We start from the raw sequence: 16,225 nt of genomic DNA on the forward strand, positions 1-16,225 counted from the left end.
GAGCGGGCATCGCTCAAAGCACGTTCAGCAATATCAAGGCGGCGGACAACGTCGCGCAGCGTCGCGTCATCGGGCGGCCCAGAAGTATATGTCGGTCGCATAATTTATAGGTACCGCACCTTCAACATGCGCGCTATTGAAAGTATGTTTTGTTACCTATTCGACGCGAGCCTATTTAGTCACGTGATGAAATTTCCCCGAACTGCCGCCCGCCCACCCCTCACCCCAGGGGAGGGCGGCTCAGATTTACTTCACAACCAGGTTGACCATGCGGCCCGGGACGTAAATCTGCTTGACGATGTTCTTACCCTCGGTCAGGCTGGCGATCTTGGAGTCGGCGAGGGCGGTGGCAACAACATCGTCCTGGGCGGCATCGGCAGCCACGGTAATGCGTGCCTTGACCTTGCCGTTGATCTGGACGGGGACTTCGACCTCATCGTCAACGAGGTACTTCTCATCGAAGGTGGGGAAGTCCACGTACGTGATGGTGCCCTCGTGTCCGAAGCGCTTCCACAGCTCCTCCGCGATGTGCGGGGCGATGGGGGAGACCAACTGCGCGATCGGTTCAACGGCGGCACGCGGGGCGGACGCCTTGTACGTCTTCGTCAGGTAGTTGACGTACTCGATGAGCTTGGCCACGACGGTGTTGAGACGCAGGTTCTCGTAGTCGTCACGCACGCCCGCGATGGTGCGGTGCAGCTGCTTGAGGTCATCCTTCGTGAGCTCGGTGTCACTAGTGGCGAGCTCGCCGGTTTCTTCGTTCACAGCCAGGCGCCACAGGCGCTGGAGGAAGCGCTGGGAGCCGACGACGTCCTTCGTAGCCCAGGGACGGGACGCGTCGAGCGGGCCCATGGACATCTCGTAAACACGCAGGGTATCCGCACCGAAGTCGCGGCAGATGTCATCCGGAGCCACGGCGTTCTTCAGGGACTTGCCCATCTTGCCGTACTCCTGGTTGACCTCTTCGCCGTTGTAGAAGAACTTGCCATCCTTCTCCTCGACCTCGGCGGCCGGGACGTAGACGCCGCGAGCATCGGTGTAGGCATAAGCCTGGATGTAGCCCTGGTTGTAGAGGCGACGGTACGGCTCCTTGGAGGTGACGTAGCCCAAGTCGTAGAGGACCTTGTGCCAGAAGCGCGCGTAGAGCAGGTGGAGAACCGCGTGCTCAACGCCGCCGACATACAGGTCCACGCCGCCCGGATCGTTCGCGCCGTGTTCCGCCGGACGAGGTCCCGTCCAGTAGCGCTCGTTCTCGATGTCGCAGAACGCGTCATCGTTGGTGGGATCGATGTAGCGAAGCTGGTACCAGGAGGAACCGGCCCACTGCGGCATGACGTTGGTGTCTCGATAGTATTTCTTGGGCCCTTGGCCCAAGTCCAGCTCGACCTCGACCCACTCGCGGGCCTTGGCCAGCGGCGGCTGCGGCTCGGAGTCGCGGTCGTCCGGATCGAAGGAGACCGGCTTGTAGTCCTCGACCTCCGGCAGCTCGACGGGGAGCATGGAGTAGGGCAGCGGGTAGGGCTCGCCGGCCTCGTCGTAGACGATGGGGAAGGGCTCGCCCCAGTAACGCTGACGGGCGAACAGCCAGTCACGCAGCTTGTACTGGATCTTCTCTTGGCCGACCTTGTTGTCGACCAGCCACTGGATCATGGTGGCGATGGCCTCGGCCTTTTCCATGCCGTTGATGTCCAGGCCGTCGTTGTTGGCAGAGTTCACGCGCGGACCGTCGCCCACGTAGGCCTCCTCGTCAAGGTTGCCGCCGGCGACGACCTCAACGATGGGCAGGCCGAACTCAGTCGCGAAATCATAGTCGCGCTGGTCGTGGCCCGGGACCGCCATGATGGCACCGGTGCCGTAACCAGTCAGGACGTAGTCACCAATGAAGATCGGGATCTGCTGGCCGTTGACCGGGTTGGTGGCGTAGGTGCCCAGGAAGACACCGGTCTTTTCCTTATTCTCCTGACGCTCGAGGTCGGACTTCGCCGCGATGTCGAGGCGGTACTGCTCAACGGCTTCCTTCGGGTCATCGTTGCCGTACGTCCAACGAGGATCGACGTCGTCGTCATAAGGAATGGGGGAGAGGAGGGCATCGACAAGCTCATGCTCTGGGGCCAGCACCATGTACTGCGCGCCGAAGAGGGTGTCCGGGCGGGTGGTGAAGACCTTGATGTCATGGCCCTCCGCGCGGAAGGTGACCTCGGCGCCGCGGGAGCGGCCAATCCAGTTGCGCTGCATGGACTTGACCTTGTCCGGCCAGTCGAGCAGTTCCAGATCGTCGAGGAGGCGATCCGAGTAGGCCGTGATGCGCATCATCCACTGGCGCAGGTTCTTGCGGAACACCGGGAAGTTGCCACGCTCAGACCTGCCGTCCGCGGTCACCTCCTCGTTCGCGAGCACCGTGCCCAGGCCCGGGCACCAGTTCACGGTGGAGTTAGACAGGTAGACGAGACGGAACTCGTCCACAGCCTCACGCTTTTCTTCCGGCGTGAGATCTGCGTAAAAACGGCCGTCCTTGGTCTTGCGCTTACCGACCTCGAGCTCCTTGATGAGCTCGGCGATGGGGCGGGCCTTCTGGGCCTTGTCATCGAACCACGAGTTATAAATCTGCAGGAAGATCCACTGCGTCCACTTGTAGAACTCCGGATCCGTGGAAGCGACCGAGCGGCGCGGATCGTGGCCGAGACCCAGCATGCCCAACTGGCGGCGCATGTTCTCAATATTGGCCATCGTGGTGGTGCGCGGGTGCGTACCGGTCTGGATGGCGTACTGCTCAGCCGGCAGGCCGAAGGCGTCATAACCCAGCGTGTGCAGGACGTTCTTGCCCAGCATGCGGTTAAAGCGAGCGTACGTATCCGTCGCGATGTAGCCCAGCGGGTGGCCGACGTGCAGGCCCACGCCGGAGGGGTACGGGAACATGTCCTGGATGTTGAGCTTGTCCTTGGGCAGCTCACCCTCACCAGCTAGCGGACCGGTGGGGTTCGGTGCGTTAAAGGTGCCGTGATCCTTCCAGTACTGCTGCCAGGTCTTTTCAATCTGGTTCGCCAGCTCCGGGGTATAGCGGTGGGCTGTGCTTTCGCTCGGGTTAGTCATGCTTAGACAGTGTAGTAGCCCTGCGTTATAACGCCACGGTGTGGTGCAGGTAGAGCCCTTACGTTTCCCTCAGCGGATTTTTGGTAGTACTTCCACGGAAATTCACCGGAAGTTTCCACCGCATTTCCTTGACGGTCGCGTGTGTTTCTTAAGGTAGGCGAGTCTCGCTCACGGCAAGTGGCTCGTGAGGTGAACGTCGCTATCAACTCTCGCACTCCCAAGGACATTTTTCATGCGCATTTTCTCCCGCACCGTCGCCACCCTGGCCGCCGCTGCCCTGTGCACCGGCATCGTCGCCCCGGCACAGGCGGCTGAGTCTGCTGGCCCGAAGAACATCATCGTCATGATCGGCGACGGCATGGGCTACGGCCACATCGCCTACAACAACCTCTACGAGACCGGCCAGTCCAAGTACCTCGTCGACGGTGAGTTCAGCGCCGAGGGCCCGAAGGAGCTCGAGGGTGAGTCCGTACAGCGCTACGAGGACTTCAATCGCCTGTCCCAGACCACCTTCTCCCAGGGCGGTTCTTACCACCCGGAGCAGGCGTGGGCTACCCACGACTACGTCTCTGAAGGCGTCATCACCGACTCGGCTGCAGCAGGTACCGCCATGGCCACCGGCATCAAGGTGAAGAACGGCGTGCTGGGCATGTCCAACTACGGCATGGCGGAGGAGAATATCTCCGAGCGCGCCATCAAGCAGGGCAAGTCCGCCGGCGTCGTTTCTTCCGTGCCGTTCTCCCACGCCACTCCGGCGGCCTACGCGGCGCACAACAAGGACCGCAACGCGTACGGCGAGATCGCCCACGACATGCTCAACTCGGATCTCTCCGTTGTCATGGGTGCTGGCCACCCGCTCTACGATGACTCGAACCAGCTGCTGGCCACCCCGTCCTACGACTACATCACCGAAGAGGACTTTGGTGCGCTCTCCGGCGGCAAGACCGACTGGAAGTTCGTGGAGACGAACGAGGGCTTTGACAAACTTGCCGCTGGTGAGGTCGAGGAAGGCGCCAAGTACTGGGGCACCCCGCAGGTCGCCTCGACGCTGCAGCAGGGCCGCGCCGGTGAGGGCGAGACCCCGTACTCCGACCCGCAGAACGACGTGGTGGATCTGCCCACCATGACGAAGGGCGCGCTCAACGTGCTGGGCCAGGATGAGGACGGCTTCTCCATCATGATTGAGGGCGGCGCCATCGACTGGACCGGCCACGCCAACGACTCCGCTCGTGAGATCGAGGAAGTCCAAGACTTCAACAAGTCTGTCGATGCCGCCATCGACTGGGTCGAGGAGAACTCCAACTGGGAGGAGACCCTCCTCATTGTCACCGCTGACCACGAGACGGGCTACCTCTCCGGCGCGGACGAGAAGGAAAAGTGGAACTCCATGGCCGGCGACAAGGACGCGCTGCCAAGCCACGAGTGGTACTCCAAGGAGCACACCAACCAGGTCGTGCCGTTCTTCTTCAAGGGCGCTGGCTCTGAGGACATCAAGGCCGCAGTGAAGGGCACGGACCCGGTCCGTGGCGACTTCATTGACAACACCGACATTGCCAAGCTGGTCTTCAACAATTGGTGGACGGAAGACGACTCCAAGCAGGACGACGACAAGCAGAACGAGCAGCCGAAGCAGGACGGCTCCTCGAAGGATTCTGTCGGTGCGGGCCTGGCGGGCGCCGGCATCATGGCGGCCATCCTCGCTGCCGTGGCGGCTGCGCTGCAGGCCATCGGCATGCTGAAGATTGATATGTCGGCCATCCAGAAGCTCCTCAAGTAGCTTCACTTTTCTTCGGGCCCTTTCCGTACTGCGGTGCGGGGAGAGCCTTCGCTCGCCTACACTTCCAACGGAACACCAAGGAACACAGCCACCTACCTCGGAGAGAATTTAATGCGTACCCCACCCGCCCTTGCCGCAGCCGCACTTGCAGCCACGCTCACCGTGGGGGTGTCGTCTCCCGCGCAGGCCACCGTGGTGGACGATGTCGTGGCGACAGTGATGGCGCAGGTCAACGGCCTGTTCTCCCAGATTAAGCTGCCGTCTTTTGCAGGGCTGTCCTCGCAGGCAGGGTCCTCGACAGCGACGGGGTACCGGGCGACGCGGCCGGATCTGGAGGCCGTGCGCGGGACCGTCATGACCGAGCTCAACGCATATCGCGTGAGCCACGGACGCGCGCCGGTGGCCTTTAACGTCCGGCAGGCGAACGACGCGCAGGGCTGGGCGGACCACCTCAACGCACAGGGCGGGACGCGGATCTGGCATTCCGGCACGGATACGTTTGAAAACATCGCGCTGACTGCGGGGCCGGACGCGCACGCGCCTGTGCGGCAGTGGCAAGCCTCGCCCACCCATAACGCGGTGATGCTCGATCCGGGCCTGCGCGTGGGGGGAGTGGGCGTCGCGCAGAACGCACTAGGCCAATACATCGTTGTCTTGCGCGGCTATTTTTAGGGAGAATGACTAGACTTTCCTCGTGTTCCTGCGGGTTGCGGAAAAGGGCGCCCGCTGTCCTAGGATGGAGCAAATGAGTCAGGACAACCGCCTTAATCAATCGTCCACATTTTCTGCTTCTGCTTCGGCAGATGAAGCCCTCGTCACCGGCATGCCGCACCTGACGTGGAGCAACTCAACCCACAGCCTCGCCATCGACATCCCAGCGATTGCGACAACGGGCTACACCTGGACCGTGGCGGTCACGGACCTGGAGGGGGAGACCACCACGCGCGTCCTGCGCGCCGCGGCGGGCGATGAAGAACCACTGCTCGTGGCGCTGTCACAGCCGTTCGCCCGCATCGATCTCGCGTTGGGGGAGCACTTTAAGGCCACCTTCATCGGCGCGACCGCACAGTCCCCGTACATCGTGCTCGATGACCGCGCCCGCGTCGTGGACGCGCGACAGGGTCTCTTCCCGGCGCACTACGTCCTGCTGGCGCCGGCTGGCACGGTGGTCTCCGGGATCTCCGGGGTCTCCGAGACCCATCACGCGCACGGCGAATGGGACGGCTGGGCGGCCTGGAACCTGGACGTGGAGGGGGCATCGGAAGGCTCGGAGCTGTCCCTCATCACACCGCAGGTCAGCGCGGCGAGCTTCGCTGTGACCGCCCCTGCGGCCTGGGAGTGGGGCACGGACGTCGCGACGCTGCCGAACGCGCGCGGGCTCGACCACCGGCCGGTGTTTAAGGCGTCGCCCACGGTGACCATCACGCAGCCGGGCGAGTGGGTCATTCAGCTCGTCTACGCGCCGCTGGGCGGCGAGCGCGAGCCGATTTCGGACGAGACGGTAGGGGAGGGGACCTTCGAGATTTTCCCCTCTGACCTCTACGAAGACCCCTGGGTCGGCCGCTACGAGGTGGGGCTGCTGCGCGACGGCGAGCAGGTGGATATGCGCGTGTTCTCCATCGCGGAGGCGCTCCACATGCGCGCGAAGAACGAAGGTCCGCGCGGCACCGGCTTCCGGTTTATCGACGCAGCTGGTCAGCTCTCCCCGTTTAGCTACACGCTCGCCTCGGCGCCAGGCAAGGCGATTGTGTTTGACAAGGGCACGCGCGAATTCGAGCCCACGGAAACCTCCCGAATGGAGACGGTCGCGAGCGAGGCCGGCTACGAACTCGATTTCCGAGTGACGCCCGCGACGCTGCGCACGCGCGTGAAGCTCACCGGCACCGAACCCACGGAATCCTTCGATAAGCAGGTCATTTACGCCAGCCTGCTCGATGCGGATGCCGCGCTCACGGTATACTCGCCGCAGCCGCTGCCGCTCGCCAAGTTCGTGGCCATTGATAAGCGCCAGAAGATGAAGTCGCTCGCCTCGACCGCCGGCTCCACGCAGTCACACCGCAACGTTTCCCTGTCCAACCGCGCGCTGCGCCACGCGGTGCGCAAGCAGTCCTCCATGGAGCTCTACCTCCTGTGGTCGACGTTGTCTTACGAGGACTTCCTGGACTCGCTTGACGATGCCGCCCGCTCCCGCCACCTTGCACAAGCCCCCGAGCGCCGCGTGGTGGAATACGAGGCATCTGCCGCCTCGGATCTCATTTACGCCGCCATCGCGACGGTGAAGCGTGCCCCGCTCATCACCGGCGCCACGCTCTCGGAGACCCACGTCGAGCTCTCCTTCAACGAAGAAGAAGAAGAGATTTCGGATCTCCTCGTCTGGGCCTGGCCCTTGAACGACCCGGCTCGTTCCCCGGAGCGCCTCGTTGACCTGGCGCTTCCTTCCTCTTTGCAGGAAGCTGGCCCACTTATCATCGACGCCCGCGCGGAAGAGCCACTCACTGACCTGTCCGCGCCCGCGCACCCGGCGCCAAATGCCGTCATCGCGGAGGCCCCCGGTGAGGTAAGCTTTGCCGACGCTACGGTGGAAGAAGCCTGGGCCGCCTACGCCGCGCTCGAGGCCCTCGCCACCGCGAGCCGCAACGCCCGCATCGAGTCCACCTTCGCCGCCGTCCTCGAGCGCCTGCGCGCGGAGCCCGGCGCCGCCGTGCGCGCACTGCCCGCGTCCGGCCTCTCATTGTCCCGTCAAGCGAAAGCGTTGGCGCAGACCCAACTTGTGGCTCACCCATGGAACGTGGGCGTCCCCGCCGGCGCCGCCTCGGAGCTTTCCCTCGCCTTTAACTCCGGCATCGACTCGCTCACTCGCCCGCTGCTCCTCATGAAGGCCTCCGGCCCCGACGCAACCCCGTCCTCAACAGCCATCAACGACGAGGCCGCCCGCATCGCGGCCCTGCGCGACTGCTTCGCGCACGACGAGGACTTCTACCGCCTCGGCTCCGTGAGCCACCTGCGCGGCGACGCCCAAAAGCTCGCCAGCGTACTGGGCCAACTGGGATTCGACACCTCCGTCTCGCATACCCTCGTCGCGCTCGGCGCCTTCGGTGGTGGCGACACGCCGTTCGTCTCTGCGGCCTGGATGCCGTACATCTCGTACGTCTTCGCACTCGCGTTCCGCGCCGTCGCCGCTGGACTGCTCCCACAGCCCGCCGTCCTCGCCATCCTCCAGGACGACCTGCCCCAGCTTGCCGATGCCGCCGCGCTCGCCCCCGCACTCTTCGCCTACGACCTTCGCACAGCGGAGGGACTCACCCAATATCTATGCAACAATAGATAACCATGCAGGTTGTCTCCACGAATATCGCCGTTCCACACGATCACTCCGTCCGCCGGTATCCCACGACGGGCATAGACAAACACCCAGCCGCGTCCATTGACGTCTCCGCGCCTGGTCCGAACTACGGGGACGGATCCGGCGTGGCCGACGACTTCGTAGGGGACAGCGACTTTCACGGCGGCGCCCACAAGGCGGTCTACGCTTACGCTCGCGAGGAACTCGACTTCTGGGAGACCGAGTTCGGGCGACCGCTTCGCAGCGGCATGTTCGGCGAGAACCTCACCACCTCCGGCGTCGTGCTCCGCGATCTCCTCATCGGTCAGCAGGTTCGCGTCGGCTCCGCTCTCCTCGAGGTTTCCGTACCCCGCACGCCCTGCGGCACCTTTGCCGAGTGGCTGGGGGAGCGCGGCTGGGTCAAGACCTGGGCGGATCGCGGCGACTGCGGTGCCTATTTCCGGGTGCTCGAGCCCGGCCGCATTACACCCGGCGACGCGCTCGAGTTCATCGGGCGCCCCGATCATGACGTCACCATGGGCATGGCCTTTCGCGCCAAGTTGGGCGATTTGGAGCTCGCCCGCCACGTCGTCGAGGTCCACTGCTTGCCGGATATCCATCACCTGCCGATGGCAAAGCGCGTTGAGGTCGCGGACAAGCACGCGAAACTCCGTGTTTCACGTGGAACATCGCATTCCGAGTAATACTCGGTCTGTTTTCTAGTCGTCGAAGCTGATCTCCTCGGAGTCGGGGAGGGGGACGAAGTTGCGTTTAATGGCTTCCCAGATGCCATCTTCAAAGAGCCAGTAGCCGGTTCCGGTTGCGGGCTCGAGGATGTAGTCCCACCGCCGGTCTGTCTTCACGTTGTGGTGATAGTGGCATACGGCGATGAGGTTGTCGGTGCAGGTGTCTGCGCCTTCGCCGGTTTCGACGTGGTGGTCACGCTGTGCGTGCTTGGCGGGCACGGTGCAGTCGGCGCGGCGGCAGGTACCGTCGCGTGCTTCGATAAACGCGCGGATGGCATCTATGGGGACGTTGGCGTCGGGCGGGTGGTTCGGGTTGCCTGGCGGAACAGTGGCCATGAGAGACTACCCCCATCAAGGCGTGAGATTGGGCGTTCGAGAGCTAACGCACCCCGGCAAATCCATCCCCGTTGGTGTCCGTCAACACTCTCGAATCAGCAGATACCAAATTGGAAAACTCCTACTCAGGGGTACCCGCTCACATCGCTGGGAACCTCGTTGCACAATATATTGGGCAATACGTGATAGCCGTATTTTGCATTTTCCCAGGTAGAACGGATGTGCCGACTTTCTTTGTAGTATCGCGGCCATGATTTCTCACATGATTACTCTCACGTCCATCAACTCCTACGAAACTCTGTCCCGCACACTCATCGTCCCGGAAGCCACGACCTTCGACGATCTCCACCACCTCATCTGCGCAGCCTTCAACTTCGACGCCACGGGGTTCCACTATTTCGAGGTCGAACCCACTTCGTTGTCCGATGACCCCTACGACTTCCATCATCCCGAGTCCTATGACTGCGTCATTGAGGCCCTCGAAACGGATGCCGTGATCCGCTACGAAGGCGGACCGGGAGAGGAGTGGACCATCGAGGTCGAGCACCTGCAGTACTCTCACCGCATGCACCGCCGGGCCATGCTCGTCGACGCCTGTGGCGCAACTCCTCCACCGGGCACGTCGTTTGACGATTGGTACACCGTCCAGGGCATCATCAAAGCCGTGCAGAAGAAGGGCACGAAGCTCACCGATGAGCAGCTCAACACCTGTGAGCGAGTCTTGGGCACTCGGTCGATCAAGCAGATTCGTATCTCCGACGCAGACCCCCGGCGCGCTAAGCTCGCGACGCTCACGGACGCTGTGCGCAGCGTCGTCATCACGGGCGAGCTCCAGGCAAGCCCCCAGTTCGAGCTCGCCCGTGCCACGCTGGGACCCGCACTGCCGTTCTGGAAGACGCAGCAGTTCGAAGACGCCGCCATCGCCGCCGCACAGGCCGGAACATCCGTGCCCGCTTTCCTCGCAGATCAGCTCGACATCCCAGGGCTCGATGCACTCGTGGGCGCCTTCGTCTCCACCGAGCAGTTCGGCCTCTCCGACTCCGGTGCGGCTACCGTGGGACGCGCCGTGAAGAAGATTGTGCGCATGGCCCCCACCCTGCGTCTCAACGAGGATCCCCACCCGCCGCTCTCCTTCGACGACGCCGCCCGGATCATTCGCTCCGTCCACCCCGTACCTCTCTGCGAGCATCACACGATCGCCGTGGCCGGCATCATGATTGAGAACCTTGCCAACATGCAGCTTCTCGTCCTCGATCGCGAGAAGGGCGCAGTCCGCGTCACCGCCGAAGCACTGGAACTCACCGAGCTCGCCCCGGCCGAGCTGGGACGTGCCCTGCTCGACTACTATCCCGTCGGCAACCGCGACCGGCTCATTCTCGACAGTCTGCTGTCGTTGTACTTCCTCTACAGCGACCTCGTCTTCCATCCGCTCGCGGATATGCGCGGTGTCCACATCACACAGGTGCAGAACGAATTCCTCGACCATGTTGAGGAAGCGCTCTGGCCGCGCCAGGGCGGCGGCCTCATCCACTCCTACGTGGACCACATTCTAAGCTCCGCGGCCTGCCTCGGTCTGCGCGACCGCGAGGCGCCGCGCGGCTGCATCCACCTGCCGCCGGATGTCATCGGCTTCCTCCAGGAGGCGCTGCGCCGCGCCCTGCCGGAAATGCTGGCGCAGGATCGCTCGTCGAGTTCCACCGTGGACGCGCCACAGGCGCCGCTCAGCGATGTGCTGGCGGTGGCGAACTAGGGTTGCCGAGCCGGCGCCACATCAAGCGAGGTGATACTTGCGGTTACGGCTTGTCAATGGGGCCGTCGCCTCGATTAACCCCACGTCGACCAGTCCGGAAAGGCGCGGGCGAACCCGGCTCAAACTCAGCCCGATTCCTTCTGCCACCTCATGGCTCGACAACGTCCCCTTGTCTGCGAGCAGGGCGAGAATCTTCTCCTGCTCGCTATCCAATCCCAGGCTCGAAGTCGATAACACAAAACGTTCATCGGTCGCAGCATCGAGGACTCCGTCACGTACACCGCGTTCGAGACACGCGCGCGCATCATCGGAGTCGAGTCCCAAGTGCTCACGCAACATGTGCGGGGTCACGGCGCCGAGATCGCGCGCAAAGACCAGCGCAACCTGCAATGCTCGCTCCGCATGTGGCGCCACGGAATCCACCCACCGGGCGATGGCGTCATCCATGAGCCCAAAGCGGGATAACACCACCACGAACTCGCCGCCGCGATCTATGAACTCTGGGCCGGGAAGCCCTGACTTCGTCATTGCCTGGAACATGCGGGGAACGCCGCTGCCTTGGTTTTCTGACACCGTACCGCTGCCGCGTGCTGCTGGCGTCCGACTGAGCAGCGACGACAAACGCCGATTGCGCGACATGGAGCTATTGTCTCGGATATTGTCCACGGTGCGGTCGCCCCATAGCCCGCCCGGGTTCCTGATTTCCACCCGATCGGCAAAAATGTCCACGGCAATCTGACGCCCCTGCACAATCGGCGAATAGTCGCGGTGCATGACGGCGTTGGTAATGGACTCGCGCACGACCATCTCCGGAATTTCCGGCTCCCGGTCGACCTGCGCGTCGCGCTCGACGTAGCGCACCCGCATTTCCTTCATGACGGCATCGACCGCGGATTGGATGGCCAATGGAATAGGACCATCGCACATCTCACGGCTGCGGAAACGCGTTCCATCGTCACTGGCTCCCTTTGCAACTCCTGGGTGGGACGTGACATCGATAAACAACTGCGGGAAGAACTGCTGCGGATAGTGTCCAAACGTCAATACGCCCGCCAGCGTGGGCACGCCACTAGACAGAACGTTGAGCCGCGCCAGCACATCGGTAAGGTCCTCGGCACCCTCCACCACGCGCGAGTTGTGAACACGCAACGTCTCCACCATGGCTGCGGCAGCCTCAAGATCGAGGTCCTCTAACGCCGCGCCATTGACGATAGCGGCGTCAGAGTCATCCGGAATGAAGCGGCTTTGCCACTGATAGATTTCATAAGCGCTCATTCGCTTATCCGCGTCGCCCACACGCTTAAACGTGCCATTCTTTAAGCCCTTAGCCGTTACGTAGCATGGCATGTTGCGCTGATGCTGCGGATGGAATCGCATCGGTTCAATGCCAACCATAATGACCGGATGATCCCGCCAGGTTTCCGTGCTGATTTGATATTCCGGAACCGGTGTAACTTTCGTACCCGCAGAGGACTTTTCATTGAGCCCACTAAGCAATTCATCCCGGATTTTCTGAGGAGAGAAATCCTCTGCAGGTACAAAGCCCTCCGGTGTCTCGTTCACGCCAAGAACGACAACCCCACCGTCAGTATTGGCAAACGCCGAAATGCTATCCCACACCGACTTCCCTAATGACGATGCCGTGCGTTTTACTTCAATCCTCTGGTTATCAGAATCATGATGTTCCAAGACATCAACTACCGCCTCGAAATCCATCGCTTTTCCCCGTCTCGTCGTGACTCGCCCAAAACGCACCCGCGACTGTAGCTGTTGCGTGAGTGATCTCCATAATATCGTCACTCATCGTGAAATACGAGCATTTTTCATGAGTGATCGAAAATTTAGCGTGAGTGATCGTCCGAAGTAGCCGCAAATCGATGAGTGATCTCTGCTTAGGGATGAGTGATCGGGGTTCTGGCGTGAATGATGGCCATTTTCGGCTAAGGGATAGCGTCACTCATCCGAGTGAGAGAATCGGATTCGTAGTGTGTATGATACGGCGAATTTTCTCGGATTTCTGCAGGACACATACATATTTCAAGCCTTGCGGGTGTCCGGATGAGGGGGCCAAGCGGCGCGAGAAAAACGAGAATCCATCACTGACGATGAGTGATCGTCAGTGATGGATGAGTGATCGGGAGTGATGGATGAGTGATCGGGAGTGATCGGTGCGCGGCTAGCCGTTGATGATGTGCGGGTAGGCGAGGCCCTTGAGACCCTCGGTGCCGAACTCGACGCCGTAGCCGGAGGACTTGATGCCGCCGAAGGGGACGCGGGGGTCGACGCCGCCGTGGCCGTTGATCCACGTGGTGCCGGCCTCGAGGCGTGCGGCGACTTCGCGAGCGCGGTCGCGGTCCGAGGACCAGACCGAAGAGCCGAGGCCAACGTCGAGCTTGTTGGCCTGCTCGATGGCCCAGTCAAGGTCGGTGTACTTGATGATCGGCAGGGCTGGGCCGAACTGCTCCTCGATCACGAGCGGGTTGTCCGGGTCGATATCTGCGACGAGCGTAGTGGGGTAGAAGTAGCCCGGCGCGTCGTAGTCCGGGTCGCCGCCCAACAGAACGCGGGCGCCGGAGTCCTGGGCGGACTTCACGAGTCGGTCGACGATGTCGAACTGCTGTTGGTTTTGCAGCGGGCCGAGGACGTTCTCTTCCTCAAGGCCAACGCCCATGGGGGAGGCCTTAGCGACTTCGACGAGGGCATCGCAGACGGCGTCGTAGAGGGACTCGGGCACGTAGAGACGCTTCATGGCGGCACAGGTCTGGCCGGTGTTGATGAACGCACCCCAGAAAAGGTCGCCCGCGATGGCGGCTGGGTCCGCGTCGTCGAGAACGATGCCGGCGTCGTTGCCGCCGAGCTCGAGGGTGAGGCGCTGGAGGTTCGCGGCGGAAGACTCGACGATCTTCTTACCGGTCGCCGTCGAACCGGTGAACATGATCTTGTCGATGTCCGGGTGGGAGGTCACGGCGGCGCCTACGGAGCCGTCGCCTGTAACGACCTGGAGGAGGTTCGCCGGCAGGACGTCGTTAATCACGGCCGCGAGGGCGAGGACGGAGAGCGGGGTGTACTCAGAGGGCTTGATGACGACGGCGTTGCCCATGCGCAGAGCCGGGGCGAACTGCCACGTGGTGATCATCATGGGCCAGTTCCACGGACCGATGGCACCTACAACGCCGAGGGGACGGTAGTGGACCGTCGCGGTGATGTCGTCATCGACGGCGGTGTAGTCGGGGGACTCGAAGGAGGCGGTGGCACGCAGCCACGCGGCGCAGGCACCTACCTCAAAGCGGGCGTTAGGACCGTTGAGCGGCTTGCCCTGCTCACGGGAGAGGAGCTCGGCGAGGGGCTCGGCGGCGGCCTCGACGGCATCGGCAGCTTTGAGCAGGAGCTCGCACCGCTCCTCATCCTTGAGGGCAGCGAAGTCTTTCTGGGCAACGCGCGCGGTCGCAACGGCGTGGTCGAGGTCCGCGACGGTGCCGACGGTGTAGGTGCCGATAAGCTCGCCGGTCGCCGGGTCGTGGACCGGTGACCCGCCGTCAGTGGTGACGGCAGCGAGCAGATCCGCGTAGGTGCTGAACTGAGACATAAAACCTCCTGGAGAAAGCGTGAGTCAAAATGTGACTCACGATACTACATCTCCAGGAGGTGATAGATCGTTACGCGGCGCTTAGGCGTTGGCGTAGGGGTTGCGGACGCCGATGTACTGCAGCGAGGTGTACTCGGCGATGCCCTCGGCGCCGCCTTCGCGGCCCATGCCAGACTGCTTCACGCCACCGAACGGGGCAGCGGCGTTGGAGATGACACCCGCGTTGTAGCCCATGAGGCCGAACTCCAGGCCGTCAGCGAGGCGCCACATGCGGTCAGAGTTCTCCGTGTAGACGTAGGACGCCAGGCCGAACTCCGTGTCGTTGGCGATCTCGATAGCCTCGGCCTCCGTGGAGAACGTGAGGATCGGCGCGACGGGGCCGAAGATCTCCTCCTGCGCCACGCGGGCGTCGCGGGAGACGTTGATGAGGACGGTCGGGGTGTAGAAGTAACCCACGCCCTCACCGGGCTTGCCGCCGATAAGCGCGGTGGCGCCCTTCTCAACGGCGTCGTCCACGAGCGAGGTGACATTGTCGAGAGCCTTCTTTTCGATGAGCGGGCCACAGGTAACACCCTCGTCGAGGCCGTTGCCGAGTTTGAGTTCGCCGATCTTCGCGGCGAACTTCTTCGCGAACTCGTCGGCGACGGACTCGTGGACGATGAAGCGGTTGGCCGCGGTGCAGGCCTCGCCGATGTTGCGCATCTTGGCACCCATCGCGCCTTCGACCGCCTGGTCCAGGTCGGCGTCCTCGAAGACGATGAACGGCGCGTTACCGCCCAGCTCCATGGAGGTGCGCAGCACGTTGTCCGCGGCAGCCTTGAGCAGAGTCTTGCCCACCGGAGTCGAGCCAGTGAAGGAGACCTTGCGCAGGCGAGAATCTGCCATGAGCGGCTCGGAGATGGCGGACGCAGACTTGCCGGAGACGACGTTGAGGACGCCAGCCGGAAGGCCTGCCTCAATCATGGTCTGGGCGAAGTACTGGGACGTGAGCGGCGTGAGCTTCGCCGGCTTGAGCACCATGGTGCAGCCAGCAGCCACGGCCGGGCCTACCTTGCGGGTCGCCATGGCAAGCGGGAAGTTCCACGGGGTAATGAGCAGGCACGGGCCCACCGGCTTGCGGCGAGTGACCATCTGAATGGTGCCCTCCGGCGCCGGCAGGGTAGCGCCATAGTCGCGGACGGCCTCCTCACTGAACCAGCGCAGGTACTCGGCGCCGTAGGCCACCTCGCCGTAGGCCTCGGCGAGCGGCTTGCCCATCTCCAGAGTCATGAGAGCAGCGAACTCGTCCTTGCGCTCCGTCACGAGATCGAAGGCGCGACGCAGGATGTTGGAACGCTCGCGCGGGGAGGTGCGCGCCCACTCGTCCTTGACGGCACAGGCGGCATCGAGGGCAGCCATCGCGTCATCCGAACCTGCGGACGCAAGCGTCGCAAGAGTCTCGCCAGTGGCGGGGTTCTCCACCTCGAAGGTCTCACCCGAGGCGGCGTCGCGCCATTCACCATTAATAAGGAGACCCGTAGGCACCTTTGCGAGCAGTTCGGAGACTTTTACTCCCATTGTCAGATCCTTTCTTGTGGAGAGTTATGCAGGCCACGCTACGCGGGTTTTGGGTGCCCGG

The 16,225-nt window shown here is 63.0% G+C and carries 10 protein-coding genes; 5 read left to right on the forward strand and 5 right to left on the reverse strand.

Going from position 1 to position 16,225, the window contains the following annotated elements:
• Positions 1-246: 246 nt before the first annotated feature.
• Positions 247-3,090, reverse strand: a complete 2,844-nt coding sequence (leuS, locus tag HMPREF0307_RS10265; RefSeq protein WP_066492632.1) for a leucine--tRNA ligase — start codon at positions 3,088-3,090, stop codon at positions 247-249.
• Between the two features lie 232 nt (positions 3,091-3,322).
• On the opposite strand from leuS, the gene HMPREF0307_RS10270 reads away from it, so the two are divergent.
• From HMPREF0307_RS10270 to HMPREF0307_RS10285, 4 genes are all read left to right on the forward strand, one after another.
• Positions 3,323-4,867: an alkaline phosphatase gene (locus HMPREF0307_RS10270; RefSeq protein ID WP_066492633.1), complete on the forward strand. Its 1,545-nt coding sequence runs from the start codon at positions 3,323-3,325 to the stop codon at positions 4,865-4,867.
• Positions 4,868-4,978: 111 nt separating this feature from the next.
• A complete protein-coding gene (locus tag HMPREF0307_RS10275; protein WP_066492634.1) occupies positions 4,979-5,539 on the forward strand; it encodes a CAP domain-containing protein in 561 nt (186 codons plus the stop codon).
• A gap of 73 nt (positions 5,540-5,612) precedes the next feature.
• Positions 5,613-8,195, forward strand: a complete 2,583-nt coding sequence (locus tag HMPREF0307_RS10280) for a hypothetical protein (RefSeq protein ID WP_066492636.1) — start codon at positions 5,613-5,615, stop codon at positions 8,193-8,195.
• A 2-nt stretch (positions 8,196-8,197) separates the two neighbouring features.
• Complete coding sequence (locus HMPREF0307_RS10285; protein WP_066492639.1) at positions 8,198-8,893, forward strand: MOSC domain-containing protein; 696 nt, start codon at positions 8,198-8,200, stop codon at positions 8,891-8,893.
• Between the two features lie 15 nt (positions 8,894-8,908).
• Here the strand turns inward: HMPREF0307_RS10285 and HMPREF0307_RS10290 are convergent, their stop codons facing one another.
• Complete coding sequence (locus HMPREF0307_RS10290) at positions 8,909-9,271, reverse strand: HNH endonuclease signature motif containing protein (RefSeq protein ID WP_066492641.1); 363 nt, start codon at positions 9,269-9,271, stop codon at positions 8,909-8,911.
• A 250-nt stretch (positions 9,272-9,521) separates the two neighbouring features.
• Between HMPREF0307_RS10290 and HMPREF0307_RS10295 the strand changes: the two genes are divergently transcribed.
• Positions 9,522-11,021, forward strand: coding sequence for an IS1096 element passenger TnpR family protein (locus HMPREF0307_RS10295; protein WP_066492643.1), 1,500 nt, complete (start codon positions 9,522-9,524; stop codon positions 11,019-11,021).
• A gap of 21 nt (positions 11,022-11,042) precedes the next feature.
• Here HMPREF0307_RS10295 and HMPREF0307_RS10300 read toward each other — a convergent pair whose 3' ends face one another.
• The 3 genes from HMPREF0307_RS10300 to HMPREF0307_RS10310 all read right to left on the reverse strand — a co-directional run bounded on the left by HMPREF0307_RS10300 (position 11,043) and on the right by HMPREF0307_RS10310 (position 16,164).
• On the reverse strand, positions 11,043-12,737 hold the full coding sequence (locus HMPREF0307_RS10300; RefSeq protein WP_066492645.1) for an ATP-binding protein: 1,695 nt from the start codon (positions 12,735-12,737) through the stop codon (positions 11,043-11,045).
• 460 nt (positions 12,738-13,197) lie between these two features.
• Positions 13,198-14,607 carry an aldehyde dehydrogenase family protein gene (locus HMPREF0307_RS10305; RefSeq protein ID WP_066492646.1) on the reverse strand — a complete coding sequence of 470 codons (1,410 nt, stop codon included), beginning with the start codon at positions 14,605-14,607 and terminating at the stop codon, positions 13,198-13,200.
• An 81-nt stretch (positions 14,608-14,688) separates the two neighbouring features.
• Positions 14,689-16,164 (reverse strand): NAD-dependent succinate-semialdehyde dehydrogenase, encoded by a 1,476-nt coding sequence (locus HMPREF0307_RS10310; protein WP_066492647.1) that lies wholly within the window; start codon positions 16,162-16,164, stop codon positions 14,689-14,691.
• Positions 16,165-16,225: the final 61 nt, after the last annotated feature.

This window comes from Corynebacterium sp. DNF00584 (assembly GCF_001552965.1).
Classification (GTDB): domain Bacteria; phylum Actinomycetota; class Actinomycetes; order Mycobacteriales; family Mycobacteriaceae; genus Corynebacterium; species Corynebacterium phoceense.

What these genes read in the sequence shown, in the direction of transcription:
- leuS (WP_066492632.1), bottom strand. Translation starts at nt 3,090, where the DNA reads ATGACTAACCCGAGCGAAAGCACAGCCCACCGCTATACCCCGGAGCTG.
- HMPREF0307_RS10270 (WP_066492633.1), top strand. Translation starts at nt 3,323, where the DNA reads ATGCGCATTTTCTCCCGCACCGTCGCCACCCTGGCCGCCGCTGCCCTG.
- HMPREF0307_RS10275 (WP_066492634.1), top strand. Translation starts at nt 4,979, where the DNA reads ATGCGTACCCCACCCGCCCTTGCCGCAGCCGCACTTGCAGCCACGCTC.
- HMPREF0307_RS10280 (WP_066492636.1), top strand. Translation starts at nt 5,613, where the DNA reads ATGAGTCAGGACAACCGCCTTAATCAATCGTCCACATTTTCTGCTTCT.
- HMPREF0307_RS10285 (WP_066492639.1), top strand. Translation starts at nt 8,198, where the DNA reads ATGCAGGTTGTCTCCACGAATATCGCCGTTCCACACGATCACTCCGTC.
- HMPREF0307_RS10290 (WP_066492641.1), bottom strand. Translation starts at nt 9,271, where the DNA reads ATGGCCACTGTTCCGCCAGGCAACCCGAACCACCCGCCCGACGCCAAC.
- HMPREF0307_RS10295 (WP_066492643.1), top strand. Translation starts at nt 9,522, where the DNA reads ATGATTTCTCACATGATTACTCTCACGTCCATCAACTCCTACGAAACT.
- HMPREF0307_RS10300 (WP_066492645.1), bottom strand. Translation starts at nt 12,737, where the DNA reads ATGGATTTCGAGGCGGTAGTTGATGTCTTGGAACATCATGATTCTGAT.
- HMPREF0307_RS10305 (WP_066492646.1), bottom strand. Translation starts at nt 14,607, where the DNA reads ATGTCTCAGTTCAGCACCTACGCGGATCTGCTCGCTGCCGTCACCACT.
- HMPREF0307_RS10310 (WP_066492647.1), bottom strand. Translation starts at nt 16,164, where the DNA reads ATGGGAGTAAAAGTCTCCGAACTGCTCGCAAAGGTGCCTACGGGTCTC.